At 51.6% G+C, this 20,732-nt stretch carries 28 protein-coding genes; 24 read left to right on the top strand and 4 right to left on the bottom strand.

What is annotated here, in order from left to right:
• Positions 1 to 65: 65 nt before the first annotated feature.
• Positions 66 to 527, bottom strand: coding sequence for a hypothetical protein (locus NNL38_RS07020; protein WP_255390295.1), 462 nt, complete (start codon positions 525 to 527; stop codon positions 66 to 68).
• Positions 528 to 766: 239 nt separating this feature from the next.
• Here NNL38_RS07020 and NNL38_RS07025 point away from each other — a divergent pair, with 239 nt between their 5' ends.
• The 8 genes from NNL38_RS07025 to NNL38_RS07060 all read left to right on the top strand — a co-directional run bounded on the left by NNL38_RS07025 (position 767) and on the right by NNL38_RS07060 (position 4,737).
• Positions 767 to 1,345, top strand: coding sequence for a phage N-6-adenine-methyltransferase (locus tag NNL38_RS07025; protein WP_255390296.1), 579 nt, complete (start codon positions 767 to 769; stop codon positions 1,343 to 1,345).
• Positions 1,338 to 1,769: a hypothetical protein gene (locus NNL38_RS07030; RefSeq protein WP_255390297.1), complete on the top strand. Its 432-nt coding sequence runs from the start codon at positions 1,338 to 1,340 to the stop codon at positions 1,767 to 1,769. The genes NNL38_RS07025 and NNL38_RS07030 overlap by 8 nt, the downstream gene beginning before the upstream one ends.
• Positions 1,770 to 1,892: 123 nt before the next feature.
• Positions 1,893 to 2,324 carry a hypothetical protein gene (locus NNL38_RS07035; RefSeq protein WP_255390298.1) on the top strand — a complete coding sequence of 144 codons (432 nt, stop codon included), beginning with the start codon at positions 1,893 to 1,895 and terminating at the stop codon, positions 2,322 to 2,324.
• Positions 2,314 to 2,517, top strand: coding sequence for a hypothetical protein (locus NNL38_RS07040; protein ID WP_255390299.1), 204 nt, complete (start codon positions 2,314 to 2,316; stop codon positions 2,515 to 2,517). Before NNL38_RS07035 ends, NNL38_RS07040 begins: the two co-directional genes overlap by 11 nt.
• Positions 2,518 to 2,520: 3 nt before the next feature.
• On the top strand, positions 2,521 to 3,240 hold the full coding sequence (locus NNL38_RS07045) for a phage antirepressor KilAC domain-containing protein (RefSeq protein WP_255390300.1): 720 nt from the start codon (positions 2,521 to 2,523) through the stop codon (positions 3,238 to 3,240).
• Entirely contained in the window at positions 3,240 to 3,428 is a 189-nt protein-coding gene (locus tag NNL38_RS07050) for a hypothetical protein (protein ID WP_255390301.1), read from the top strand. The genes NNL38_RS07045 and NNL38_RS07050 overlap by 1 nt, the downstream gene beginning before the upstream one ends.
• Positions 3,425 to 3,736: a putative endonuclease domain-containing protein gene (locus tag NNL38_RS07055; protein ID WP_255390302.1), complete on the top strand. Its 312-nt coding sequence runs from the start codon at positions 3,425 to 3,427 to the stop codon at positions 3,734 to 3,736. Before NNL38_RS07050 ends, NNL38_RS07055 begins: the two co-directional genes overlap by 4 nt.
• Positions 3,730 to 4,737, top strand: a complete 1,008-nt coding sequence (locus tag NNL38_RS07060) for a DUF968 domain-containing protein (protein ID WP_255390303.1) — start codon at positions 3,730 to 3,732, stop codon at positions 4,735 to 4,737. The genes NNL38_RS07055 and NNL38_RS07060 overlap by 7 nt, the downstream gene beginning before the upstream one ends.
• A 104-nt stretch (positions 4,738 to 4,841) precedes the next feature.
• On the opposite strand, the gene NNL38_RS07065 is transcribed toward NNL38_RS07060, so the two are convergent.
• The 3 genes from NNL38_RS07065 to NNL38_RS07075 all read right to left on the bottom strand — a co-directional run bounded on the left by NNL38_RS07065 (position 4,842) and on the right by NNL38_RS07075 (position 8,656).
• Entirely contained in the window at positions 4,842 to 5,474 is a 633-nt protein-coding gene (locus tag NNL38_RS07065; protein ID WP_255390304.1) for a hypothetical protein, read from the bottom strand.
• Positions 5,475 to 5,921: 447 nt separating this feature from the next.
• Positions 5,922 to 6,590: a hypothetical protein gene (locus tag NNL38_RS07070; RefSeq protein WP_255390305.1), complete on the bottom strand. Its 669-nt coding sequence runs from the start codon at positions 6,588 to 6,590 to the stop codon at positions 5,922 to 5,924.
• Between the two features lie 341 nt (positions 6,591 to 6,931).
• The gene (locus tag NNL38_RS07075; protein ID WP_255390306.1) at positions 6,932 to 8,656 is read right to left on the bottom strand and encodes a hypothetical protein; all 1,725 of its coding nucleotides are present in this window, start codon (positions 8,654 to 8,656) and stop codon (positions 6,932 to 6,934) included.
• A gap of 461 nt (positions 8,657 to 9,117) precedes the next feature.
• Between NNL38_RS07075 and NNL38_RS07080 the strand changes: the two genes are divergently transcribed.
• The 16 genes from NNL38_RS07080 (at position 9,118) to gpU (ending at position 20,732) form a co-directional block, all read left to right on the top strand.
• Complete coding sequence (locus NNL38_RS07080; protein ID WP_255390307.1) at positions 9,118 to 9,783, top strand: hypothetical protein; 666 nt, start codon at positions 9,118 to 9,120, stop codon at positions 9,781 to 9,783.
• Between the two features lie 134 nt (positions 9,784 to 9,917).
• Entirely contained in the window at positions 9,918 to 10,205 is a 288-nt protein-coding gene (locus NNL38_RS07085) for an HP1 family phage holin (RefSeq protein WP_255390588.1), read from the top strand.
• Entirely contained in the window at positions 10,202 to 10,636 is a 435-nt protein-coding gene (locus tag NNL38_RS07090) for a DUF5675 family protein (protein WP_255390308.1), read from the top strand. The genes NNL38_RS07085 and NNL38_RS07090 overlap by 4 nt, the downstream gene beginning before the upstream one ends.
• Positions 10,637 to 10,757: 121 nt before the next feature.
• Positions 10,758 to 11,036, top strand: a complete 279-nt coding sequence (locus NNL38_RS07095; RefSeq protein ID WP_255390309.1) for a hypothetical protein — start codon at positions 10,758 to 10,760, stop codon at positions 11,034 to 11,036.
• Positions 11,037 to 11,255, top strand: a complete 219-nt coding sequence (locus NNL38_RS07100; protein WP_255390310.1) for a hypothetical protein — start codon at positions 11,037 to 11,039, stop codon at positions 11,253 to 11,255.
• Between the two features lie 555 nt (positions 11,256 to 11,810).
• Positions 11,811 to 12,404: a hypothetical protein gene (locus NNL38_RS07105; protein WP_255390311.1), complete on the top strand. Its 594-nt coding sequence runs from the start codon at positions 11,811 to 11,813 to the stop codon at positions 12,402 to 12,404.
• Entirely contained in the window at positions 12,391 to 14,271 is a 1,881-nt protein-coding gene (locus tag NNL38_RS07110; protein ID WP_255390312.1) for a terminase gpA endonuclease subunit, read from the top strand. Before NNL38_RS07105 ends, NNL38_RS07110 begins: the two co-directional genes overlap by 14 nt.
• Entirely contained in the window at positions 14,271 to 14,480 is a 210-nt protein-coding gene (locus NNL38_RS07115) for a phage head-tail joining protein (RefSeq protein WP_255390313.1), read from the top strand. Before NNL38_RS07110 ends, NNL38_RS07115 begins: the two co-directional genes overlap by 1 nt.
• The gene (locus tag NNL38_RS07120; RefSeq protein WP_255390314.1) at positions 14,480 to 16,039 is read left to right on the top strand and encodes a phage portal protein; all 1,560 of its coding nucleotides are present in this window, start codon (positions 14,480 to 14,482) and stop codon (positions 16,037 to 16,039) included. Before NNL38_RS07115 ends, NNL38_RS07120 begins: the two co-directional genes overlap by 1 nt.
• Complete coding sequence (locus tag NNL38_RS07125; RefSeq protein WP_255390315.1) at positions 16,032 to 17,381, top strand: S49 family peptidase; 1,350 nt, start codon at positions 16,032 to 16,034, stop codon at positions 17,379 to 17,381. The genes NNL38_RS07120 and NNL38_RS07125 overlap by 8 nt, the downstream gene beginning before the upstream one ends.
• Before the next feature lie 11 nt (positions 17,382 to 17,392).
• Positions 17,393 to 17,734 (top strand): head decoration protein, encoded by a 342-nt coding sequence (locus NNL38_RS07130; protein ID WP_255390316.1) that lies wholly within the window; start codon positions 17,393 to 17,395, stop codon positions 17,732 to 17,734.
• 33 nt (positions 17,735 to 17,767) lie between these two features.
• The gene (locus tag NNL38_RS07135) at positions 17,768 to 18,805 is read left to right on the top strand and encodes a major capsid protein (RefSeq protein ID WP_255390317.1); all 1,038 of its coding nucleotides are present in this window, start codon (positions 17,768 to 17,770) and stop codon (positions 18,803 to 18,805) included.
• Positions 18,806 to 18,869: 64 nt separating this feature from the next.
• Positions 18,870 to 19,373 carry a hypothetical protein gene (locus NNL38_RS07140; RefSeq protein ID WP_255390318.1) on the top strand — a complete coding sequence of 168 codons (504 nt, stop codon included), beginning with the start codon at positions 18,870 to 18,872 and terminating at the stop codon, positions 19,371 to 19,373.
• Between the two features lie 9 nt (positions 19,374 to 19,382).
• Positions 19,383 to 19,673 carry a head-tail joining protein gene (locus NNL38_RS07145; protein ID WP_255390319.1) on the top strand — a complete coding sequence of 97 codons (291 nt, stop codon included), beginning with the start codon at positions 19,383 to 19,385 and terminating at the stop codon, positions 19,671 to 19,673.
• The gene (locus NNL38_RS07150; protein WP_255390320.1) at positions 19,670 to 20,299 is read left to right on the top strand and encodes a phage tail protein; all 630 of its coding nucleotides are present in this window, start codon (positions 19,670 to 19,672) and stop codon (positions 20,297 to 20,299) included. The genes NNL38_RS07145 and NNL38_RS07150 overlap by 4 nt, the downstream gene beginning before the upstream one ends.
• Positions 20,289 to 20,732, top strand: a complete 444-nt coding sequence (gene gpU / locus NNL38_RS07155) for a phage tail terminator protein (protein WP_255390321.1) — start codon at positions 20,289 to 20,291, stop codon at positions 20,730 to 20,732. The genes NNL38_RS07150 and gpU overlap by 11 nt, the downstream gene beginning before the upstream one ends.

Consider the following 20,732-nt stretch of genomic DNA (forward strand, 5'->3'; position numbering starts at 1 on the left):
TGGGCAAACATGGGGTTGTAGAAATTAGCCGCTCATTTTTCAAAGCGATTGATGAGGGGGAGAGTCTACTTTTTGGGGAGATCTCCGGCCAGCCAGGCAAGAGTCGATTCGAAAGTCGTCAGGTTAACGGCGTAGTCCGGTTGGCCATATTCAATCGAGGCACGGTTGAAAGCCGGAGTTTCGAAACAACCGAGAGGGTCACTGTCTTTAGGCTTCAGCCGATAAAGCTCATCCGACAGTTCTTTATCTTCCATTTTACTCATATGGAGTCTCACTCGAGAGTACTCGGACATCTGAGCTTTGGCGTGTGCCATCGCACTGTCGGGGCGAAAAACGAAAGCACCAATCGTCAGGCTTGCCATGAGAGCGCCATACCATTGAGTGCCGGATACACCAGAGAATACCATGGTACTCAGGAAAATTTGGAGAAACACCACGAGGTTGTAGGTTCTGCGCCAGAAGGTGTAGAGGTACTTTTCCAGTCTGTAGCAGTAGATAACGTTAAATTCTTGCTCGTGGCGTTTCATGTTGCTTCTCCTTTTATGATGACTGCGGCGGCCTTTGTGGAGGCGGCGGGGGAGGCTGTGTTCGAGGGTAATTCCCTCTCTGTTGATCAGACGGTAAACGTCCAGGCATGTCACTTTCCTTACATTAGTCATTTGGTCGCATATGCATTCTATTGGTTGTTTGGTCGCGCTTCAACCAAGGAGCCCAGTTCGTGCGGTCTGGTTTATCAAAACCGCACAACACGTTTGGAGGTGGCGTAATGGCTGATTATATTGCGTCGGATTTATCACCGAATCAGAAAGATGCCTGGGCAACGCCTGACTGGCTTTATGCGGCTTTGAACAATGAGTTCTGGTTCAGGCTTGATGCTTGTGCCAGTGAGCATAACTTCAAAAACCCTTGCTACATCACTGAAGCCATGGACGCGCTGAGCATGGAGAACTGGAAAGATGTTTGGAAAGGGTATCTTCACCTCAAGCAACGATGGGCATGGATCAACCCGCCTTATTCGCGCGGCATGATTAAAGCCTTCATCGAAAAGGCGTATGAGCAATGCGTGAATCACCAAATCAACTCTGTACTGCTGGTGCCTGCAACGCCAGATGCTAGCTGGTGGCCAAAGCACGCGACTGAAATTCGTTTTATTACTGGTGGCCGGGTGTCGTTCATGAATCCGGTGACGAAAAAGGTGGTAAACGGAAACACCAAAGGAAGCGTTCTGATCCTGTTCAAACATTCCGACCTTGGTGCGGGGCAGGTGACGCGATATGTCGACCGGGATCGCTTGCGTGAAATCGGTGAGGCTATTTTGAGAGAGAGGGAAAAGACTGATGGCTAGGTTGTTTGACGTCGTACGTGAGCTCTCTGGTCAGGCAGCAGCGATCAGCATTCCACGTCCATATATCAAATTCTGCGAGGGGAACCACACCCATGCGGCCGTGCTGTCTCAGCTGGTGTTCTGGTCGAGCACCAAAGCCGACGGTGAGTGGTTCTATAAATCAAATGACGAGTTGGGCACTGAACTGTGCCTGACTACTGACCAGGTGCGTTACGCCGTTCGTCAGCTTAAGAAGCGGTTGGGTGATGTGATTCAAAGTCGGGTGAAGAAGGCCAATGGCGTTCCGACAACGCATTACCAGATCAACGGTGATCGGCTGGTGGAGTTACTGTTTCCGGCAACTGAACAGGATTCCCAAATGGATTCGGTAATTTTACCGGATGGAAATGGAAATATTACCGATTCGAAATGGGAAGATTACTAAAACCATGGAAGTGGGAATATTACCGATTCCAGTAACAGATCCAAACCATATACAAACAAACAGATCATTGATGCACCGAGCAAGCTCGATGCCGACGAGCGGCAACCTGTTTTTCAGCTGGTCTTGAATGACAAGTCGCTGTTCCCGCTGTACGCCGAAGACGTTCAGGCACTGGCAGGGCTGTACCCGGCGGTGGACGTCCACCAGCAGTTTCGGAACATGATCGGCTGGCTTGCTGCGAACCCTCGCCGCCGCAAAACGAAATCCGGCATCGAGCGGTTCATCAACTCCTGGTTGGCCAAAGAGCAAGATCGGGGTTATGCGGTACCTGCGGCCCAGCCGACTTCGAAGCCAAAACCAGATCAGCGTACTCAGCTGAAAAACAAAATTCGCGATCTGGAGTTGGAAATCAACAACGAAAACCAGGCACTGCTGCGCGCGATTGACTGGGGAGCAACACAGGAGTCGATTGATTCCAGTAAGCGTCGTATCGCGGAAATGTCACGGCAACGACAGCAGCTGCTGGACGAACTAGGGGGAAGGAATGGCCAGTGAAAAGGATCTTCGAGCCTTGATGGTATCCCGCGCCAGAGTGTGGACACCAAAGGAGCTGTGTGACGAGCTGGGTGTTCATGTCTGTGAGTTGGTTCGACTGTTAGATAAAGCACGTAAGGCCGGCGCCAACATTCGGATCATGAACAACGAGCAAACAGGAAATACGCATAAGCTCTGGCTGGTGGAGGGATGACCAATGTTTGAACTGACAACCCAAACAGAAATGACGATGAGCAGTCGCGAGATTGCTTCGCTAACCAATAAACGCCACGACAATGTGATGAAGGTTATTCGTGAATTGGTGAGCGGCAGAATACTGAAGCCGAGTGATGGGGTTCCTGAGATTAAGGAGACCCCCTATGTTCACCCACAGAACCAGAGGACCTATTACGAATATCACCTGAACCGACGAAATTCATTGGTTGTGGTGGCGCGTTTATGTCCTGAGTTCACCGCAGTCGTCGTGGATCGTTGGCAAGAGCTGGAAAAGCAGAGCCAACCGAAAGTCCCGGGCTCTTTTGCTGAAGCTCTGCAATTAGCTGCCAACCAGGCGAAAGAGATAGAAGCCAAAAATCACGCCCTGGCGGTTGCCAAACCGAAAGTTGAGTTTGCCGATGCTGTTGCTGGTGCCGACAAGGGGGTGAAGCTGGGCCAGTTTGCCAAGACGGTCGGGCTAGGGCCGGTGACCATCTTCCGTATTCTTCGAGAGATTAAGGTGTTCATGAGCCGTGGGGATTCGTACAACCTGCCATACCAGGAGTATGTGGAGAGAGGGTACTTTACGGTGAAGCAGGGGACGTATGAAACAAACTCTCAGACCCGCATCAGCCATACAGCGATGATCACCGGCAAGGGTGAAATCTGGCTCCGGAAAAAGTTGATTGAAACCGGTCATCTAAAGGCGGTGGCAGCCTGATGATTATTCGTATGTTACCCGATAGCAAAGTTGTTGAAGCGCTTTGCATTTGTTATGAGAAGCAGCGTGTTTATCACCACCAGGGAATACCACACTTTGTGACCTCGATTACGGTTGCCGGATCAGGGCGTGAGGCGCGCGTTGAAGCCGAACTGAATCCCGTATGGAATGAAGAGGTGGTGCTGTGAGTCAGTTAGAGCGTCTGCTGTTAACGCACATTCGGGCAGTAAAGCTGGATGTGCCTGTCGCTGAGTACCGGTTCCATGAAAAGCGTCGGTGGCGATTCGACTTTGCTTATCCGGATCTGCTCGTGGCGATTGAGGTTGAGGGCGGTACCTGGACGAATGGCCGGCACACCCGGGGGAAAGGGTTCGAAGGGGATTGCGAGAAATACAATACCGCGGCATTAAGAGGCTGGACGGTACTGCGTTTTACAGGTGACATGATCAAGCGGGGGGAAGCAATAAAGATGATTGAGGAGGCGTTGCGTTGTTAGTACTTCAACCTTTCCTACAGCCTGATCTGGGTTTGATGATGTTCAAACCCGGCAAAACCCTGTTAACTGAGCTGGTCAAAATGAGCCAGGGTAACCGGCTGGTGGTCATGCCGTTACCGAAAGAGCTGGTGAATGTACCAAGCGGGAAGCTGAACCGTCCGGTGTTCCCGGATCGTTCAACATCGCTGGTGGATGATGAGCGGTTGCTCGAGTTCTTCTCTCATCCGGATGTCCAAAAGTGCCTGGGCAACTTCTATCACTGGTTAGAGCGGATCCCGCATTGCCAGCTGTCGGACAGTGAATACTGCGATAAAAACCTGACGTTCTTGGATTACGCCAGCGGGGCCATCCGGCTTTGCTGGCACCATGACAATGAGGAGCGCATCAATCCAACTGAAAAGGGCAGGGCGATCGCCAGGCGTAATGTCATGCTATGTGGCCTTGAAGCGTTAAAGCACCAGCTGAGGTTAGATCGGGCCGTATCATTGCCCGAGCTCTGCTGGTGGAGTGTGGTGAATGGTGTGTACGACTGTCTGCCGCGTTCTGTTGTCGATGAGATGTTTGGCGTAAAGCCAAAACCAAAATCAGAGACGCTTGCGTCACGCCGCGAGAGCGATGAACGGTTCGACCTCGATACGAAGGCGTTACTGGCCGACCGGGTGAAGCCCATCCAGTTCAAGGTGGATGACGAGCCACCAGCGATGTACATGGCCCGGCCAAAAGAGCTCATTTGGCGTAGCGAAAAGTATCTGAAGTTTGTGCGCTCGTTGCCTTGCGTGATCACCGGTAAAACTGAAAATGTTGTCGCTCATCACTTGATCGGCCACGGCGAAGGGAAGATGGGCGGCAAAACCCATGATCTCTTCACCATCCCTTTAGAAACCAACGAACACCGCCGCTTTCATGACGATCCCAAAGCCTGGGAAGAACGGCATGGCTCACAGCTTGAGTACGTGAAAGCAACGCTGAAGAATGCCCTCGAGCTGGGGGCGCTGGGGTAGGTGAGGTTCCCCGTTTTAGAAGCAAGCATAGCAACCGGCCAGGTTAGTTATGGGTGTGTACTAAAGCGGGGAGGCTTAAAACCTACCTAAAAGCGATGTTATCTCTAAGGTTCCAAGGAAGAACCGTCACGAGTTAAGTCTAAGTCTAGATCTAGTCCATTAGTGATTATTTCAAGTTTAGACAACGAACTATCTTGGACTGCATCTATAAAATCATCTCTTCGGTCGCCATGATGACACCCGATAAGCTTATTTAGAATATAATGCTCTAGACTGATACGACTTTTACCGATTCTAAGTTGCTCTTGTTGATCTCCGATACGAACCATAGGTCCGAGCTCACCGTTTTGAGGTGCTTCAACTACAATATAGTCCGTTGTATGGCCAAACATTTTATTGCATTGTTCAATCAGGCGAGCACGCTCTCTCTTTGTGAGCTTGTCTGAACTACCATTTTTTGCTTGTCCGAGAATTGCTTTAGAACACCCGTTTACAACCCCCTGCTTTTTAAAAACAATAGCAAAATCTGCTCCGTATCTATTCTCTGCTGCTCCCGGTCCGCGATCATTGACAACCACGGTATCGAACTTAAATTCCAATGTTCCGTGGCTTTTTGGATCTTTTATTGTGCCATTCAAGCGTCCCATTACAGCTGAAACATAAGCTGCCTCTTGCTGATAGTGTTTACGTTCAATACCTTGGTGGGCACTTTTGATATGTTCAAAAGCTTTTCTCAAGAACTTCTTATCTCTCAAGTTAACCTCGAATTATATTAATAAACATAGCGGAAGACATGGACTCCCCCTTATCAGGCTTTGCCAAACTTGGTAAGTCTGATTTTTAAATCACCTGAGGCCACAATGTCACCATCTATGGCATTGATTTGCCAAACATCGCTTCAGTATCTACGGGGAGGATCACTAAGGCAAGGTGTTGAACCACAAAACAATAGCGCGATCAAAAGTCATCTTGACGTTTGCTGGTATCCCGCCGGCAATTATCGGGATGGAGGCCGGCGGCGCGTATCATTGCTGGGCCCGAGAGCTCGTTAAACTCGGCCACACGCCAAACATCATGGCATCAAGGGCCAGGAACCAGACCGAAGTAGAGCGGCAGTTCCAAGGCTGCATTAACTAGCGCTGTTGTTGATGACCGGGGGAGGCCGTGTGGCTGCGTAAGGCGCTTTACCAGAACCTATTTTGGAGCGCAGGAATTTCTAATTGTAAGTCATCTTCATACTCATACATTAAAGCGCCATTCGTAGTCGAATATGCTTTAGTTGAATATGAGCGCAACCATAGTTTCCTATCTTCGGCGGAAAGAACATACCCCTTACATTCCTCTTTACCTTTCAAGCGATCCGGGTATGCCCAACCTCTTTTTTCTAGTTTAGATATCGTAACAATCAGGTGAGCCAATAAAGGTTGTTCTGGCGAAACAATTTCATGGAACCAAGGCCAAAATTGTTCATCTCCTTGGGATGCTCTCCAGCCCTTAACTTCGTTTACCTCAGTCAGATTTGCATATGGATGAGAGTGGAATGTCCCTACTAGCTCAATATTTGGCCAATATCTTTCAAAAAAGCTCTTCTTCGCGATTATTGAATCTAAATCTGGTCGTACCCAATCTTGATGTCTTAGAGCTGATGTCTCGACTGTAGCCATTGTAGCTACTATCCGGTCGGGTAAATTTCCTTTTTGAGGAATTGAATAGCCCCATAGAAGCCCGAAGGTTTCTAAGTTTTTATACGATTTACCATTCTTATGAGCCTTATGTTCAAATTCATAAGCTTCGATCGCTGTTGTGAAAAGTTGAGGAACAACATGGTCTTCTATAACTATATTTTTATTCATTTTAGTATCCGTATAAAAAATTTGAAGCTATGGTGCGCAGCCACAGACTCCCTCTCATCAGACAATGACACGCTTGGTAAGTCTGATGACGAAATCACTGGAGGCGAACATGTCACAATCTGTCTATGGCATTTATTAGCCAAACATAGCTTCAGTATCCATGGCGAGGAACATCAAGGCAAGCTGTTGATCTAAAAACAATAACGCGATCAAATGTTGTCTCGACTTTAGCCAGTAACCCGCCGGCTATCATGGGGATGGTAGCCAGCGGCGCGTCTCAGTACTGGGCCCGAGAGCAGGGGGTAATCCCCCCGAAAAATAGCAGCCGGTTGTGTTTTTAATCAGGCTGGATCAGGGTTTGGCCCCTCCAACAAGGGGGCTTCCTTATTGCCTAATGAGAAAGCAAGTCGCTTCTTGTTTTGGTCAAATACGTAAATAGCGATCAGAGGCACTGCTGTCACCAGTACCCCTGATAGAATCGCTGTGATTTGGTTGTTGAACCGGTTTAACAATGGTACGCCCGCGATGCTGGTGCTAATGACCCGGCTAACATACAGACCGACCACCGCAGAGGCTGTGCTGGCCATGATGATACTGATCGACTGAAGCTTATTCGGATCATTGCTTGCCAGTACTCTAGCACTTCGGACACAACTTAATGTTCCTTCTCGTATTAGACCAAGCGCAAAGGCTGGTAGTCTTGTGAGTGTTGAGATCAAGATTTGCGGGATAACGCTCAGAGCGCCGCTTACCCCGGCCTCTACTCCCAACTCCCTCGCTTTAGCCCAGATCTGCCGCTCTTCAAATCGCTGGTTAAGTTTTTGGGATAGACGTTGGTTGAGTTCTTGCACGTTGCCAACAAGCCCTTTCTCATCAAAGAGCTTGAACTCCTTGCTGAATCGCTGCAATTCATCCATGAAGATATCTATGGTTTCAACGACCATCATCCCCACTACCTGCTGCACTGCCATTGTCGCACCGGTTTTGGCAGCAGTAGCGCCAATTTCTAGGGCGGCAGAAGCTTTATGCGCGGCGAGACCTGTTTGGGCTTTCTTCAACGCCTCCTGGCAGTCTGCCTCGTTGACTTCATGGGTTTCACCATTGATCGAGATGGTTCTGACCCCTGGTTTGGTTGGGTGGGGTTCCGATCTCTCAAGAAAATCCGACAACGAGACCGACCCCTTGGACCGGTTCACTGAACTATTGGTGAAGATCAGGTTATCTTTGTTGTTAATGGCATCAATCAACTCTTGGTCTTTTGTACCCGAACGGAGCAATGTTGAGCCATAGACCTCTTTCGCTGCTATTACGTGTTCAATATCAGCATCATAGGCGTTGAGGATATCTTCTTTGTTATAGCCATCTTCGAGTGTACTGAATGAGCTCCTCGCATTAGCACGTTGGTCTTGCATATTCGAGAAATTCTCATGACTTCGAATATTGTGCCCACCTACGCGATCACCGTATTCTTTGTAACTTTCGTGCAGGTTTTCGTACTTTTCCGAAGAGTTTCTATCAATAGCTTCAGTAGCACCGGCCAGAAAGAACGCCGCTGTGGCTCGATGAATTGCTACGTCACGGCACTGGGTGAAAATATCGTCCATCGTCTCTGCCGGAACGGGGAGACGCCCTTGGAGATCGTTTACCATCTGCATGGTGTCTTTATCAATTTCCAGAGTTGAGCGAGCTATCTGATTAAGTTTTTCTGTACCGCTCTGCCAATATTCAGCGATATTGGCTGATTGGTGCTTGATGTCTGTAACCTGCTCCCAGTCGATATTTGCGATGGCATCTTTAGATTTTTGAAGGCTGTCTGAAGCGATGGTTTGCCCTTTTTCTGAAAGCCCAACAGCACTAGCCTTGGCGTCAGTTAAGATTTGTTCGGTGTCTACATTCGATAAAGTATCTTTCGCTGTACTCAACACTTGTGAGGACTTTTCAGATATCCCTGAAACGGTGTCACTGGAAATCTCTTTTGCCCGCTGCTTTATGGTTTCAGTATTGACTTCTGCTATTGTTCCCTTTGCTTGTTCTGCTACCTTTTTAGCTTTATCTAGCCAACCCATATGCATTCCTTGAGTTAAATATAAAAATGGTGGAGTTCTACGCTTGCTCGAAATAACCAGTCAAAATCATATTCTTCGATTGATTTAGACATGGAGTTCATTTGAATTTTTAACAGAGTACTAGGCAGCATGCTCGATAATACGCATACCTTATTGATTAATATGATAGCAATTTAACATTAAGTATCAATTGCTTATGTCCAAATTTGATAGTTGTGCACGGTTTTACTTTTGGTCAAAACAAGCATGTGCGTATAACCAGGCCTCATCAATACTCACCGACGGAAAACAAACCCTTTATTTTTCAGTGGAATAAGGTGAGATGCCCTGAGTAAAGGGAGCAGTTTCTGTCTCGTTCACACAACCGAGATGCGTTGAGATGAGAGATTCTTGGTGTGTGAGTGGTTTGATACTGTTTTTATGAACAGGTATGATCTTCTTATTTGGAGAAGGGGGGCGTTATGGGGCTAATCACAAATATCGAGAAATGGGCTATGCCGGCGGCTATTGGGATGGCGACTGAAGGCATTAAGGCCAAATACAATCACGGTGTTGGTGGTGGCGGCTTCGGTGCTGCTGACATGGAGATCGCATCAAGAATAGACGGTGCGAAAGTCTTAGCCGTTATCGATGAGATTGAAAAAGTATCCCCTCATCTGGCTGACTGGAGTCTGTTTGCATATTCTTCACCCTATTGGAACGCTCAGGAAAATCGACAGCGTTTGTTTTGCCACCTGCTTCATGACTGGGCAATGAAGTTGGCCGGGCATGGCGTTTTCATACAGGAACGAACGTTTAGGCGGGTAGAAACATTGGTCCCACTCATTGCTGGTGGTTTGGCGTTGGAGCAGACCTCAGGCGCCGATGTAAGGTATCACAACTCAGAGCTGCAATATCAACCCGTGTCGACACGTTCTGCATTGATTGCCGCGCTGGTGGAGTTCGATTGTAAAGAGAAGGATGACTTCTCCGAGTCGTTTTGGAAAAAACGCCAGCGGTATTATCAGAATCACTGGTCGGCCTGGCAACCGCATGTCGATAGTATTCGGGCTCAGTTAGTCAGCTATGATCAATTAGCCCGGACGATGTTCAAAAAAGCGCTTGAAAATAAAAACGGGGCATATTAGTGTATATATATCTAGTATGGATAAATGTACAGATTCTTGATGAACCGCCAACTTGGCGGTTTTTTTATGCCTGAAATTCAGGAAATACAATTCATTGTTTGAGGGGGCACCGTGAGGTGCCTTTTTTGATCATCATGCAAGACGAAATGAAAAGCATGTTAAAGAGAGTCGCTGTGTGGTGGTCAGCTTTTCCTGTCACCGTCAGGGCTGAAGAGATCTCGACCGGCTCCACTCGCTTTTGGGCGGGTTGGTCGACGTTTTTTAGTCTGTTCACAGTGCAGGAGTGGGGGGTACTCGTGGGGATTGTGCTTGGCGTTCTGTCGTTTGTGCTGAGTTGGTATTACAAGCATAAGAACCATGAATTACTGAAACATTCAATGGAGCGGGAGCGCCGCGTGGTAAATGAAGTGGAGCAGCCATGAGCGAAGTGAAATCTTTACCTAGATTAACCCTGATCACGAAATCCATCCCGGGTGTCGGCACGTTCGGAGAGTTGTTTTCGAACGGGGAAGTGATTTGCAAGACGGTCGAACGGGAATGGTTGAGCAACCGCAAAAATAAAAGCTGTGTTCCGCCTGGGGTGTACCGGGTGAAGCCGAATCACTCACCGCGTTTTGGTGAAGGGTTTGTCCTGGAGAACCCCGACCTGGGCGTGACGGTGAAAGGGCCGTCGCAACGGACCCACTGCCTGATCCATGTGGCGAACTTCCCGGAAGAAGTCGAAGGCTGCATTGCCCCAGGCACTGATTTTCACTCGGCGCGATGGGGAGTCGCAAACAGCCGATACGCTTTTGGCCGATTGATGGAGCTGTTGGGCGGCCAAGAGTGGGAGCTCGAAATCATCCGCCATTAAGCGGTAAGAATTTGCGGCCGGGGGAAATCAATGATGGCAGGAGTCCAGCCCTCACAGCCGCACCTATCCAAAGTGTTATGGCCCACTTGAATTGGCCAGATAAGCAAAGGAGATGTAGTGAGTGAAGGTGTTTAAGAAAATGCTCGTCGCTATGGCCGCCGTTGTCGGGATGTTGTGTGTGGCACTGCCGGTTTCAGCCAGTGAGGCAGCAATGTCGGCTGAGTCGTCCACGGCGTGGTTAGGGCGCGCGGTTGCGTTCCTCGGGGTTTTAACTGGCCTGATCGCTCAGGTGGACGCCCACGTTCCGGAAGAGTTAAAGCGGCGTTGGCCCTGGTGGTTTGCTGTGGGATGGAATTATCTCGCCGGGAACTATAAGCACTCGAAGAACGCGGGGATGTAGATGGGAGCGACAGCGCTGAAGTTGTTGGTGCTGATGCTGGAGCTGTTCGCGCAAGTGAAACGAAGGGATGCCTATGAAGAGCGTCAAGAGCGGTTGTCACAGGCCAAGGCTGATCCTGCTGGCTATCTGCGGCAGTTTGGTCGGGTGCGTGGGAACTCCGACAACCCCAGCGCCCCCGTGCGTGGCGACCCAGCCGGTACTGAACCAGACGATACATGATACACAAGAGGGGGTGTTTATCGTGCCAACGAGTGAGATGGCACAGATAACCACCTATATAGAACAGCTGCGCCAATGCGTAGAGCCGCCTTAGGCCAGTGGCTGTTCTGTGATAGAGCCCGGTGAACCACCGGGCTTTTTTGTTGATGGGTATGGGGTGAGACCGCTGTCGCACCCCATACCCATGAGCAAAAGACTTCATTACATAGAGGAGAGCCGATATGACCCATTAACTCCCAAGCGGGCGGGTAACGAAGCACGGATCAGGCGTGAGTATCGTTACGGAAACCAATTACCATCGGCCTTCTTTCTTGAATTCCAGAAGGATTGAGAGGTTACGACCTGAGGTCAGACAGATGAGAACAGCAGCCGGTTGGTGACGCTTCTGGATTACAGGTTGTGTTCGACATGGTGAGATCGTGGCCTCGTCCAGCATTGGTAAGCGGGTCCTTTGGGCGATCCGGCATTACCACGGGGGCGGGACCTCGCAGAAAAGCCCTCGTTAAAAATTTTTTTTGATTTTGGAGGTTTCCGGTTTCCGGTTTTTAACCATGAATGAGCAGCATATTCAATCCCGACAAAAAGTTTACTCAGTCGGATATTGCCAAGCTCCTTGGAATTAGCGAAAGACAGGTCAGAAACCTTATGAGTCAAGGGATCTTGCCTGCTGCCAAGGGGCGGAATGGCATGGATCCTCTGGCGTGTAATCACGCTTATATCAGCTACAAATCACAGGCCAAACAGGCCGAATCAAAACCGGAAACGCCGGCAGAAAACCCGGAAGAAGATCTGGAACTGGAAAAGAAGCGGCTGGCGAATGAAGACAAGCGCGAAACGATCGCCATGAAGCGGGCGAAGCGAGTGCTGTTTGAAAAATCATATGGTCCGCTGCAGATCATTGTCGATACCTTGCAGCAAGTCAGCTCGCGATTAACGTCCCGCCTGGATGGTCTGCTCCCCAAAATGAAAAAAGTATGGCCGGACATGCCGCCTGAGGCGGTTGAGGTTTTAGAGGCGGAAATAGCCGCTGCGTCAAATGAGTGTGCGGATGTTCGACCAGATTTCTCAGATTACATGGACGGCGATCCATTCGGCGGTCCAGCGTGGCTTGTCGGGGATGAAGCGGACACCACCAGTGAGTGGAACTGAGTGGGCGAATGAACACTATCGCCTGGCCGCCGGATCCTCTCAGGATGAAGGGGCCTGGGTAACACTGCCATTTCAAATCGCGATTCTGAACATGATGTGTAACCGGTCGATTCGCCGGTTAGCTTTCCAGAAATCAGCACGGATCGGTTGGTCGAAAATGTTGGTGGCAGCCGTTACCTGCATGCTGCACCAGTTCAAAACCAACACCGTGATTTATCAACCCACGGACGATGATGCCAAAGGGTTCTGCATTGATGAAATAGACGGGGCCTGGGAAGAGATGCCGATCATGCGGCGGATATTCCCGTTCCTGTTTGCCCGGGACCAAAACAACACCACCAAAAAGAAAGTCGGTCTCGGTTGGATCCTCGATATTTTGGGCGCCGCCACACCGAAGAACATGCGGCGGATCACCAAGGCGGCGTTATTTGGCGATGAGGTCGATGGCTGGGACTGGGAGCTGGGCAAAGAAGGGGACCCGATTTCTCTGGCTCGCACCCGCCTTGAAGGTGCCGCGTTCCCGATGGAGCGCTGGGGAACGACGCCGACCAATGCCGGTGAATCCCATATCGAAAAACTGATGAAAGAGATGGAGCTGACCTTTCGGTTCTATCTCCCTTGTCCTCACCCTCAGTGTGGCCACGAACAGGTGCTCGAGTGGGGCAGCGCCGAAACCAAGCATGGTTTCAAATGGGACAATGACCAACCGTCCATCGAGAAAAAAGCCCGGACCGCACATTACCGGTGCATCGGGTGTGAACACCCAATTTACTATCGTGATTTGCTGAAAATGGAGAAGGCCGGCCGCTGGATGGCTGAGGACTTCACCTGGACCAAAGATGGGATCCATTTTTTCGATGGGGATGACAACCCGGTGGGTACGCCGGTTAGCGTCGGGATCCACTGCTGGGCCGCTTACAACACCACGATGACCGATGGTTGGGTCGGCTTGGTTCGGGAGTACCTGCATAAAAGAAAGGACCCGGCCAAGCTCAAGACGTTTATCAACCTGATCCTCGGTGAACTGTGGGAAGGGGAAAACGGCGACAAGCTTGATTGGGAGCAGCTCAAGGCCCGGCGTGAGATTTGGTGGTCCGGCGAGCGAAGAAGTAACCCGGTGCCTGATCGAGCCGTTGCCCTGACGGGTGGCATCGATACCCAGGATGATCGGGTGGAGCTGTTTGTCTGGGCCTGGGGTGCAGGTGAAGAGTGCTGGCTGGTTGCACATATTGTCCGGCTTGGCGACCTCTCAAGCCAGGTGCTGAAAGACACCATTGGCAAGGACTTAAACAAGACCTACAAAAAGCGCAACGGTGACGAAATGGACGTCCAGCTTTGGTGCTGGGATGCCATGGGTCACAAGACCGATGATGTATACGAAATGAGCCGAACCCATGGGGTGCTTAGGGTGATCCCAATCCAGGGCGAAAACCAATACGGCAAGCCGATCCAGAATTTCCCGCGCAAGAAAAACAGTAAAAAAGTGTACCTGACCCGCCTCGGTACCGACGGTATCAAGCAACGGCTATACAGCCGATTGTGCCTGACACCCAAAGGCAACGAGCCGGTGCCGGGATGCGTTCACTTTCCGCTGGATGATGAGATAGCCGGCGATGAGTTTTTCAAGCAGTTGTGCTCTGCCAATAAAAAGCTGGAGCACAACAAGTCCGGTCGCCAGGTCTGGCGCTGGATAAAGCAATATCACCCATTTGATGAAGCGCTCGATGGCTGGAACTACGCCTATGCGGCGCTCAATATCCTGATTCAAAAATTCGGCCTGGAGCTCAATGAGCCAGCGCCGGTGCAAGCGCAACAATCCTCCGGCCCCAGCATCGCTGAACTGGCCGCCCGACTGAAAGGTGGATAATGAGTTTACAAGAAAGACTGAGTGAAGCGGAGCACGCTTACCACCAGATCCAGACCGGTACCATGGCGGTATCCATCCAGAAAGGGGACCGCCGGGTAGAGTACAACCGGGCGAACGTGCATGAGTTGCGTGCCTATATCGACGATCTCAAGGCGCAATTAGGCATCACCAACGTTCGGCGCCGCCGTCCTGCAGGAGTCGGATTCTGATGAAAAACACCGGACTGTTGGCCGCAGATGGTCAGACACCATTAAGAGAGGCGGTGTTCAGAGCTGGCGGTTCAGGGTTTGGTGGTCAGATGCGAGACTGGCATCCGCCGTCAAAATCGGTGGATGCCGCTTTGCTGCCTGTTATGAAGCAGGCCAACGCTCGAACCGATGATGTGATCCGCAATAACGGCATTGCCGCGAACGGTATCCAGCTGCACAAAGACCACATCATCGGCTCAGAATTTCGTCTCAGTTATAAACCAAACTGGCTGCTGCTCGGCATCAAACCGGACAAGGGGTTTGTCCGGGAAGTGGAGGCGGTATTTCGCGATATTGCCGAAGACCCGAACTGTTTTATTGATGCCGAGGGGCGCCGCACCTTCACCATGATGATGCGTGAGTCGACCGAGACCCATGCCTCTTCTGGTGAAATTATGGCGAAACCGGAGTGGATTGACCGGAATCATTCGCCGTTTTCAACCTGTATCCGCATGGTCTCTCCCCGGAAGGTGAACAATCCTCACTACGCCATGGATAAGCCGGAACGGCGTGGCGGGATGGATTTCAATCGCCACGGTGAAGCGGTGGCATTTCATATTGAAGAAGGGGCGGATAATTTCGGGGTGCCGAAGCAGTGGCGCCGGATCCCGAAATACACCAAGTCAGGTCGCCTCGGATTCATTCATGTTTTCGAGCCGTCTGAAGGCGGCCAGTGCCGTGGTGTGAACCGGTTCATGTCGAGTCTGGAGCAGTTGAAAATGCTCGACACTCTGCAAAACACCACCTTACAGCGCGCGGTGGTCAACGCCATGTATGCCGCCAGCATCGAGTCTGAATTGGGAACTGATCAGGCCATGGAGTTTATGTTCGGTGCATCCAAGCAGGACGGTGCAATCGGGAAGATGCTGATGGCATACGGGGATTACTACGCCTCCAATGAAGTGAAGTTCAATGGGGTGAAACTGCCTCACCTGATGCCAGGAGACAAAATTAACCTGCACAGCGCCGGCAATGCGGACAACGGGTTCGCTGCGTTGGAGCAGTCGATTATCCGTTACATCGCGGCCGGGATCGGGGTTGACTATGCCCAGCTATCGAAAAATTACGCGCAAATGTCTTACAGCACGATCCGTGCTGCCCACAACGATTCCTGGCGCTACTTCATGGGGCGCCGAAAAATTATTGCCAACAGGTTCGCCAGCCAAATTTTCACCCTGTTGTTTGAGGAAATGTTGCTTCGCCGGTACATCACGCTGCCGAGCAAAGCGCGGTTTGGTTTCTATGATCGCCGCCATGCCTGGACCAAATGCGACTGGATTGGCTCCGGACGCCTGGCCATTGATGGCCTGAAAGAGGTTAAGGAAGCGATTCTTCGGATTGAAGGCGGGCTTTCGACTTACGAGAAAGAGCTGGCGTTGCTGGGTGAGGATTATCAGGAAACGTTCGAGCAGCAGGTGGCGGAAATGCAAGAGCGCAAGTCGCAAGGTCTACCGCCCCCAAGCTGGGTGAAATTGCAGGCGCTTGCGCCGGACAACCCAAACGAGAGCCCAAATGAATAGCTTACAACATCTGATCAGCAACACCTTTAACCGGCCGCTGGCGCTGGAAGCGGGGTATGCCCGGGTATTCTTCTCGGCATTGAGTCAGCGCCTGGGCAACGTGGTGCAACTGACGGATACCGACGGGGTTGTGTTGCGCGAGCAGGAGATGGAAAAAGTCGCTTCCGGCTTTAGTCGCGGCCGTGCCAGCAATCGCAGTTACCAGGTGGTGAATGGCATTGCGGTGATCCCGATTGATGGCTCCCTGGTGCATAAATACGGCCACGTGAAGCCGTATTCAGGCATGACCGGCTATGACGGCATTATGTACCGCCTCACCGAAGCGGTGAGTGATCCGGAGGTTAAAGCTCTCATGCTGGATATGAACACGCCCGGCGGCATGGTCGCCGGGTGTTTTGATCTGGCGGACAAAATAGCGGAGCTTCGCAAAGTTAAACCGATTTGGTCTCTGGGCTACGACATGCACTGCAGCGCGGGCCAGATGATCGCCAGCGCCTGTACTCGCCGTTTGATCACGCAGACCGGCATTGCCGGGTCGGTCGGGGTCATCATGGCTCACACCAATCTTGAAAAGATGCTCAATCAGCAAGGGGTGGAAATCACCCTGGTCACCGCCGGTGACCATAAATCTGATGGCAACCCTTACCAGTCACTCCCCAAAGAAGTGCGGGAAAAATGGCAAAGCGAAGCGGAATCAACCCGTCAGATGTTTGCCGGCAAGGCCGCGCAATACATGGGCATTGATGTGAAAAAAGTTTTGGCGACCGAAGCGCAGGTTTATGAAGGCCAGGCGGCGGTCGACGTGGGCTTCGCAGATGAAGTCGTGAACGGTCTGGATGCGATTCAGCTGATGGCCGAATCTTTCAACAAGCAATCAAGCAAATTTGATATGGGAGCCGCAATGACGGACAAGAATGCAACGAAACCTGCCGCAGCTGCGAAACCACAAGTGGCTGCTGCCCCTCAACCGGCTGCGGAAACTGAACCGACTCAGGAAGAGCTGAATCCGGCGCCAGCACCTCAGGCGTCAGCCCCGGAAAGCGACCCCGATCCCGCGACACAGGAGCGTGAACGCTGCATGGGGATCCTGGGCCTTGAAGAAAGCAAAGGCCGAGAAGCGCTGGCGCACCAGCTGGCCAACAACCCGAAAATTTCGGTTGAAGATGCCAAAGCCTTTCTATCGGCGGCGCCGGTGAGCGCCGTGAGCCAGAACAATGCGGCTTTGCAAACTTTGTCTGCCGAACATGGGGACCCGTTGGGGCAGGATGTCAGCTCCGGTGATGTGACCGATGAACAGCAAAATATCAACGCACTCGCTGCCTCATACACCCGTATCGATTAAGGACAACCTCAATGAGCGAAGTAACAGAATACGTTCCAGATGATTATTTGATTGGTGCTCCCGTCACCACCCGCGCCACGATCAAAGCCGGCGAAACCTTCCCGGCTCGAACGCCGTTGATGTTCGATGCCACGGATACCGCCGCATTGGTGAAGTGGGACGGTACACCAGGTAAGGCGGTGGCCATGTCGGCCCGCAATGTGACAGACACAGGTTCGGATCAACTTTCGACGATTTATACCCAAGGGGGATTCCGGATTGGTTTTGTGAACTGGCCGGATACTGTCACCACCGAAAAAGCTAAACGCGCAGCATTCCTGGGGAGTGCTGTGTACGTCGACGACGAATACTAAGTCGTTTCCCTCCGAATTTAGAAAGAGCTAACTATGCCTGATAATTTCACTACACGTGAACTGCTGGGTGCGATTACGCAAGCCGGTATTCGTCGTGACAACTTTTTCATGCGCTTCTTTTTCCGTGAGTCATACACCTTTAAAACGGAAAAAGTCGACCTGGATATGATCCCGAACAAGACCAAGATTGCAGCCTATTGCTCGCCGATGATTGGTGCGACACCGGATCGCAATCAGGGTTTCAAAACCTCAACCTTCAAGCCTGCCTACGTGAAATCCAAGCACATTGTCAGCGCAAACCAGAGCATCAAACGACGCCCGGGTGAGCCCGTGCGGGGCACCATGTCTGCCGGTGAACGATTGAATGCCATCGTGATGCAGAATATGGACATCGAAGAGCAGGCGGTGCGCGACCGTGAAGAGCTGATGTGTGCAGAAATGGTGTATGACGGTAAAACAATCATTGATAGCCCATTTATTGAAGAGCCGTATGAAATTGATGCCGGGCGGCATCCGGATAACAACATCACCCTGTTGTCTGCGACGATGTGGGCTAATCAGGATCGCCAGACCTACAATATCGTCGCCGATATTGAAAAATGGGCGGCCCAGTCCGAAGGGCTGACCAACACAATCATCGCCGATCCGAAAACATGGGCGCTGATGTGTGAGTTTAAGTCGTTCAATGACAAGCTTGAAACCCGCCGCGGCTCCAAATCTCAGCTGGAAACCGCACTGAAAGATCTGGGTGCAACTGTCAGCATCAAAGGCAACCTGGGTGATGTGACCATCATTGTGGTTGACGAAGAGTACATCGACCGCGATGGCAGCACTAAAAAAGTCCAGCGTGACTTCCACTTGATCCTGGCGCATACCGCGGTTCGTGGTGCTCGCTTGTATGGTCAAATCCAGGATCTGGCTGCCCAGACTGAGGGCTTTGACGAGGCAGAGCGCTACGTCAAGGACTGGACCGAAGGTGGTGACCCGGCGGTGCGCCAGACTAAGACGGAATCGGCGCCGGCGATGTACCTGATTGATGTCAACAAAGTGGTGGTTGTGAAAGTGGGCTAACCCCTTTTCCTGCTGAGATTAACAGGATGGGGCCTTGCGCCCCATTTTTGATGGGATCAACAAAATGAGCCGTAAAGACAATCTGAAAAAACGCATTGATGCGCTGTGCCAGGAGCTGGGGATTTCTGATGTGCCTTACCGTGATACGTCCACGGAGACCCAGCTCAATACCATGATTGATGAACTGGAAGCCAAGCTGCCCGGTGAGGATGAATCGGATGATGAAATCACTCAAGACGAAGAAGCAGGCCCCGAAACGCAAACATCTGACATTGAGGATCACGCCGGTGGTGAAAGCAACGAAGCCGCGAACCCGGTTCAGGATCAGACAGAAGTCCTTGTCGGTGTCGGTGATTTTCCGCCCGGCGCGTCGTTAAACGACGAGCGAGTGCCTCAGGCCAAGGTCAATGATGAAGGACTGATTCAGGTTAAAGTGCTGAGCTCGTTTCAGTGCCAAGTCGGCGACCATCCGAAGTTGCTGAAAGTCGGTGAAGAGCCGTATCTGGATGAAGACACAGCGATGGAAGCGGTTGAAGCCGGAGTCGCGGTAATTATCGCGACCCTGTAAGGGGGCGGCATGTTCGACAATCGATTTGACCAGGCGATGGAAAAAGCCGACCAGACGATCTGGTCGGCTTTTTCGATTCAGGTGCGGGTGAACGGTGGTGACCCGGTTTCAGCCGTTTATGACGAAACCCCGATCGAGTTTGATTCGATGTCAGGGGCGCTCCGGAAACTGTCGTTCCTGGCGTCTTCTGGCGTTCGGGTTCGCAAAGGGGACGTGATTGAGTTCGTCAAAACCGGGAAAAAAGCCACGGTCACCTCAGGCCCTTATCTGGATGGCGGAAATTTTGTGGTGAATCTATGAATCAGATGGATCGGGAGTTGGTCCAGGCGGTGAAAAACCTGTCATCCCTGCAAGAGTCAGCGGTGCCGAAAGCCAGCGCGATGGCGATCAACCGGGTGGCGACCCGGGCGGTTTCCCGGTCTGTCAAAGACACCGCCAAAACGGTTCGGATTAAGCAAAAGGTGATCCGGCCCCGGGCCACGATAAAAAAGGCCAGCGGCAAAATGCCGGTGGCTTATGTGCGGGTACGTCGGTTCGATGTGCCGGCGATTTCGATTGCTACCGCCAGAACCCAAATCCGGCGCAAAAAAGGCCGGATGCAGGTCAGCGGTGTCAGCCGGAACAGCCGGGGCCGGTTCAGCCAGCGTCAGCACTCAGGCAATACCGCGATCGTGGTTGGCCGGCACAAGTTTGCGAATGCATTTTTGCAGCGGCTGAAAAACGGGCGCTGGCACATCATGCAGCGAACCTCAGATAGCCGTTATCCAATTCAGGTGTGCAAGGTGCCCATCGTCAATGAAATCACCCGGGCCTTTAAACACCACAGCCAGACACTGATGAAAACAGATATGCCGAAGGAGCTGTCCAGCGCGATGGGGCAGCAAATCCGGCTGATTGTACGGAGGGAGGTGGGACGTGGACATTAACAACCGGATCCGAGAGCAGGTCCTGGCAGATTTAGAGGCCGGGATGAATTCCGGCGGGACAAGCCTGATCCGGTCATTTCATAACGGCCTGCCGTTGTTCCTCGCAGTGCCGGAGCCCAATAGCTTTGATGATGACGGGGATGTTCCGGCGCTGGCGGTCTCGATTGCAGAAGGCACGCCATCCGGGGACAGCTTTGATGACATCACCTGGCAGGCCACCATGACGGTCCGGATTTATCTCCAGGCGTCGAATGTGGTTGACCAAAGCCTGGATGAAATTGGCCAGTCCGTGCTGAACATCATTGATACCCATTACGACGCCAATGGCCTGCTGGAGCTGTGCAACCGCTCCGGTTTTGACTACGGCCGCGATGACGAGCAGCCATGGGGCACGCTCGATTTGTACTTTTCAATAAAATACACAGAAGGGTAA

The organism is Photobacterium atrarenae, from assembly GCF_024380015.1.
GTDB classification, from domain to species: Bacteria; Pseudomonadota; Gammaproteobacteria; order Enterobacterales; family Vibrionaceae; genus Photobacterium; species Photobacterium atrarenae.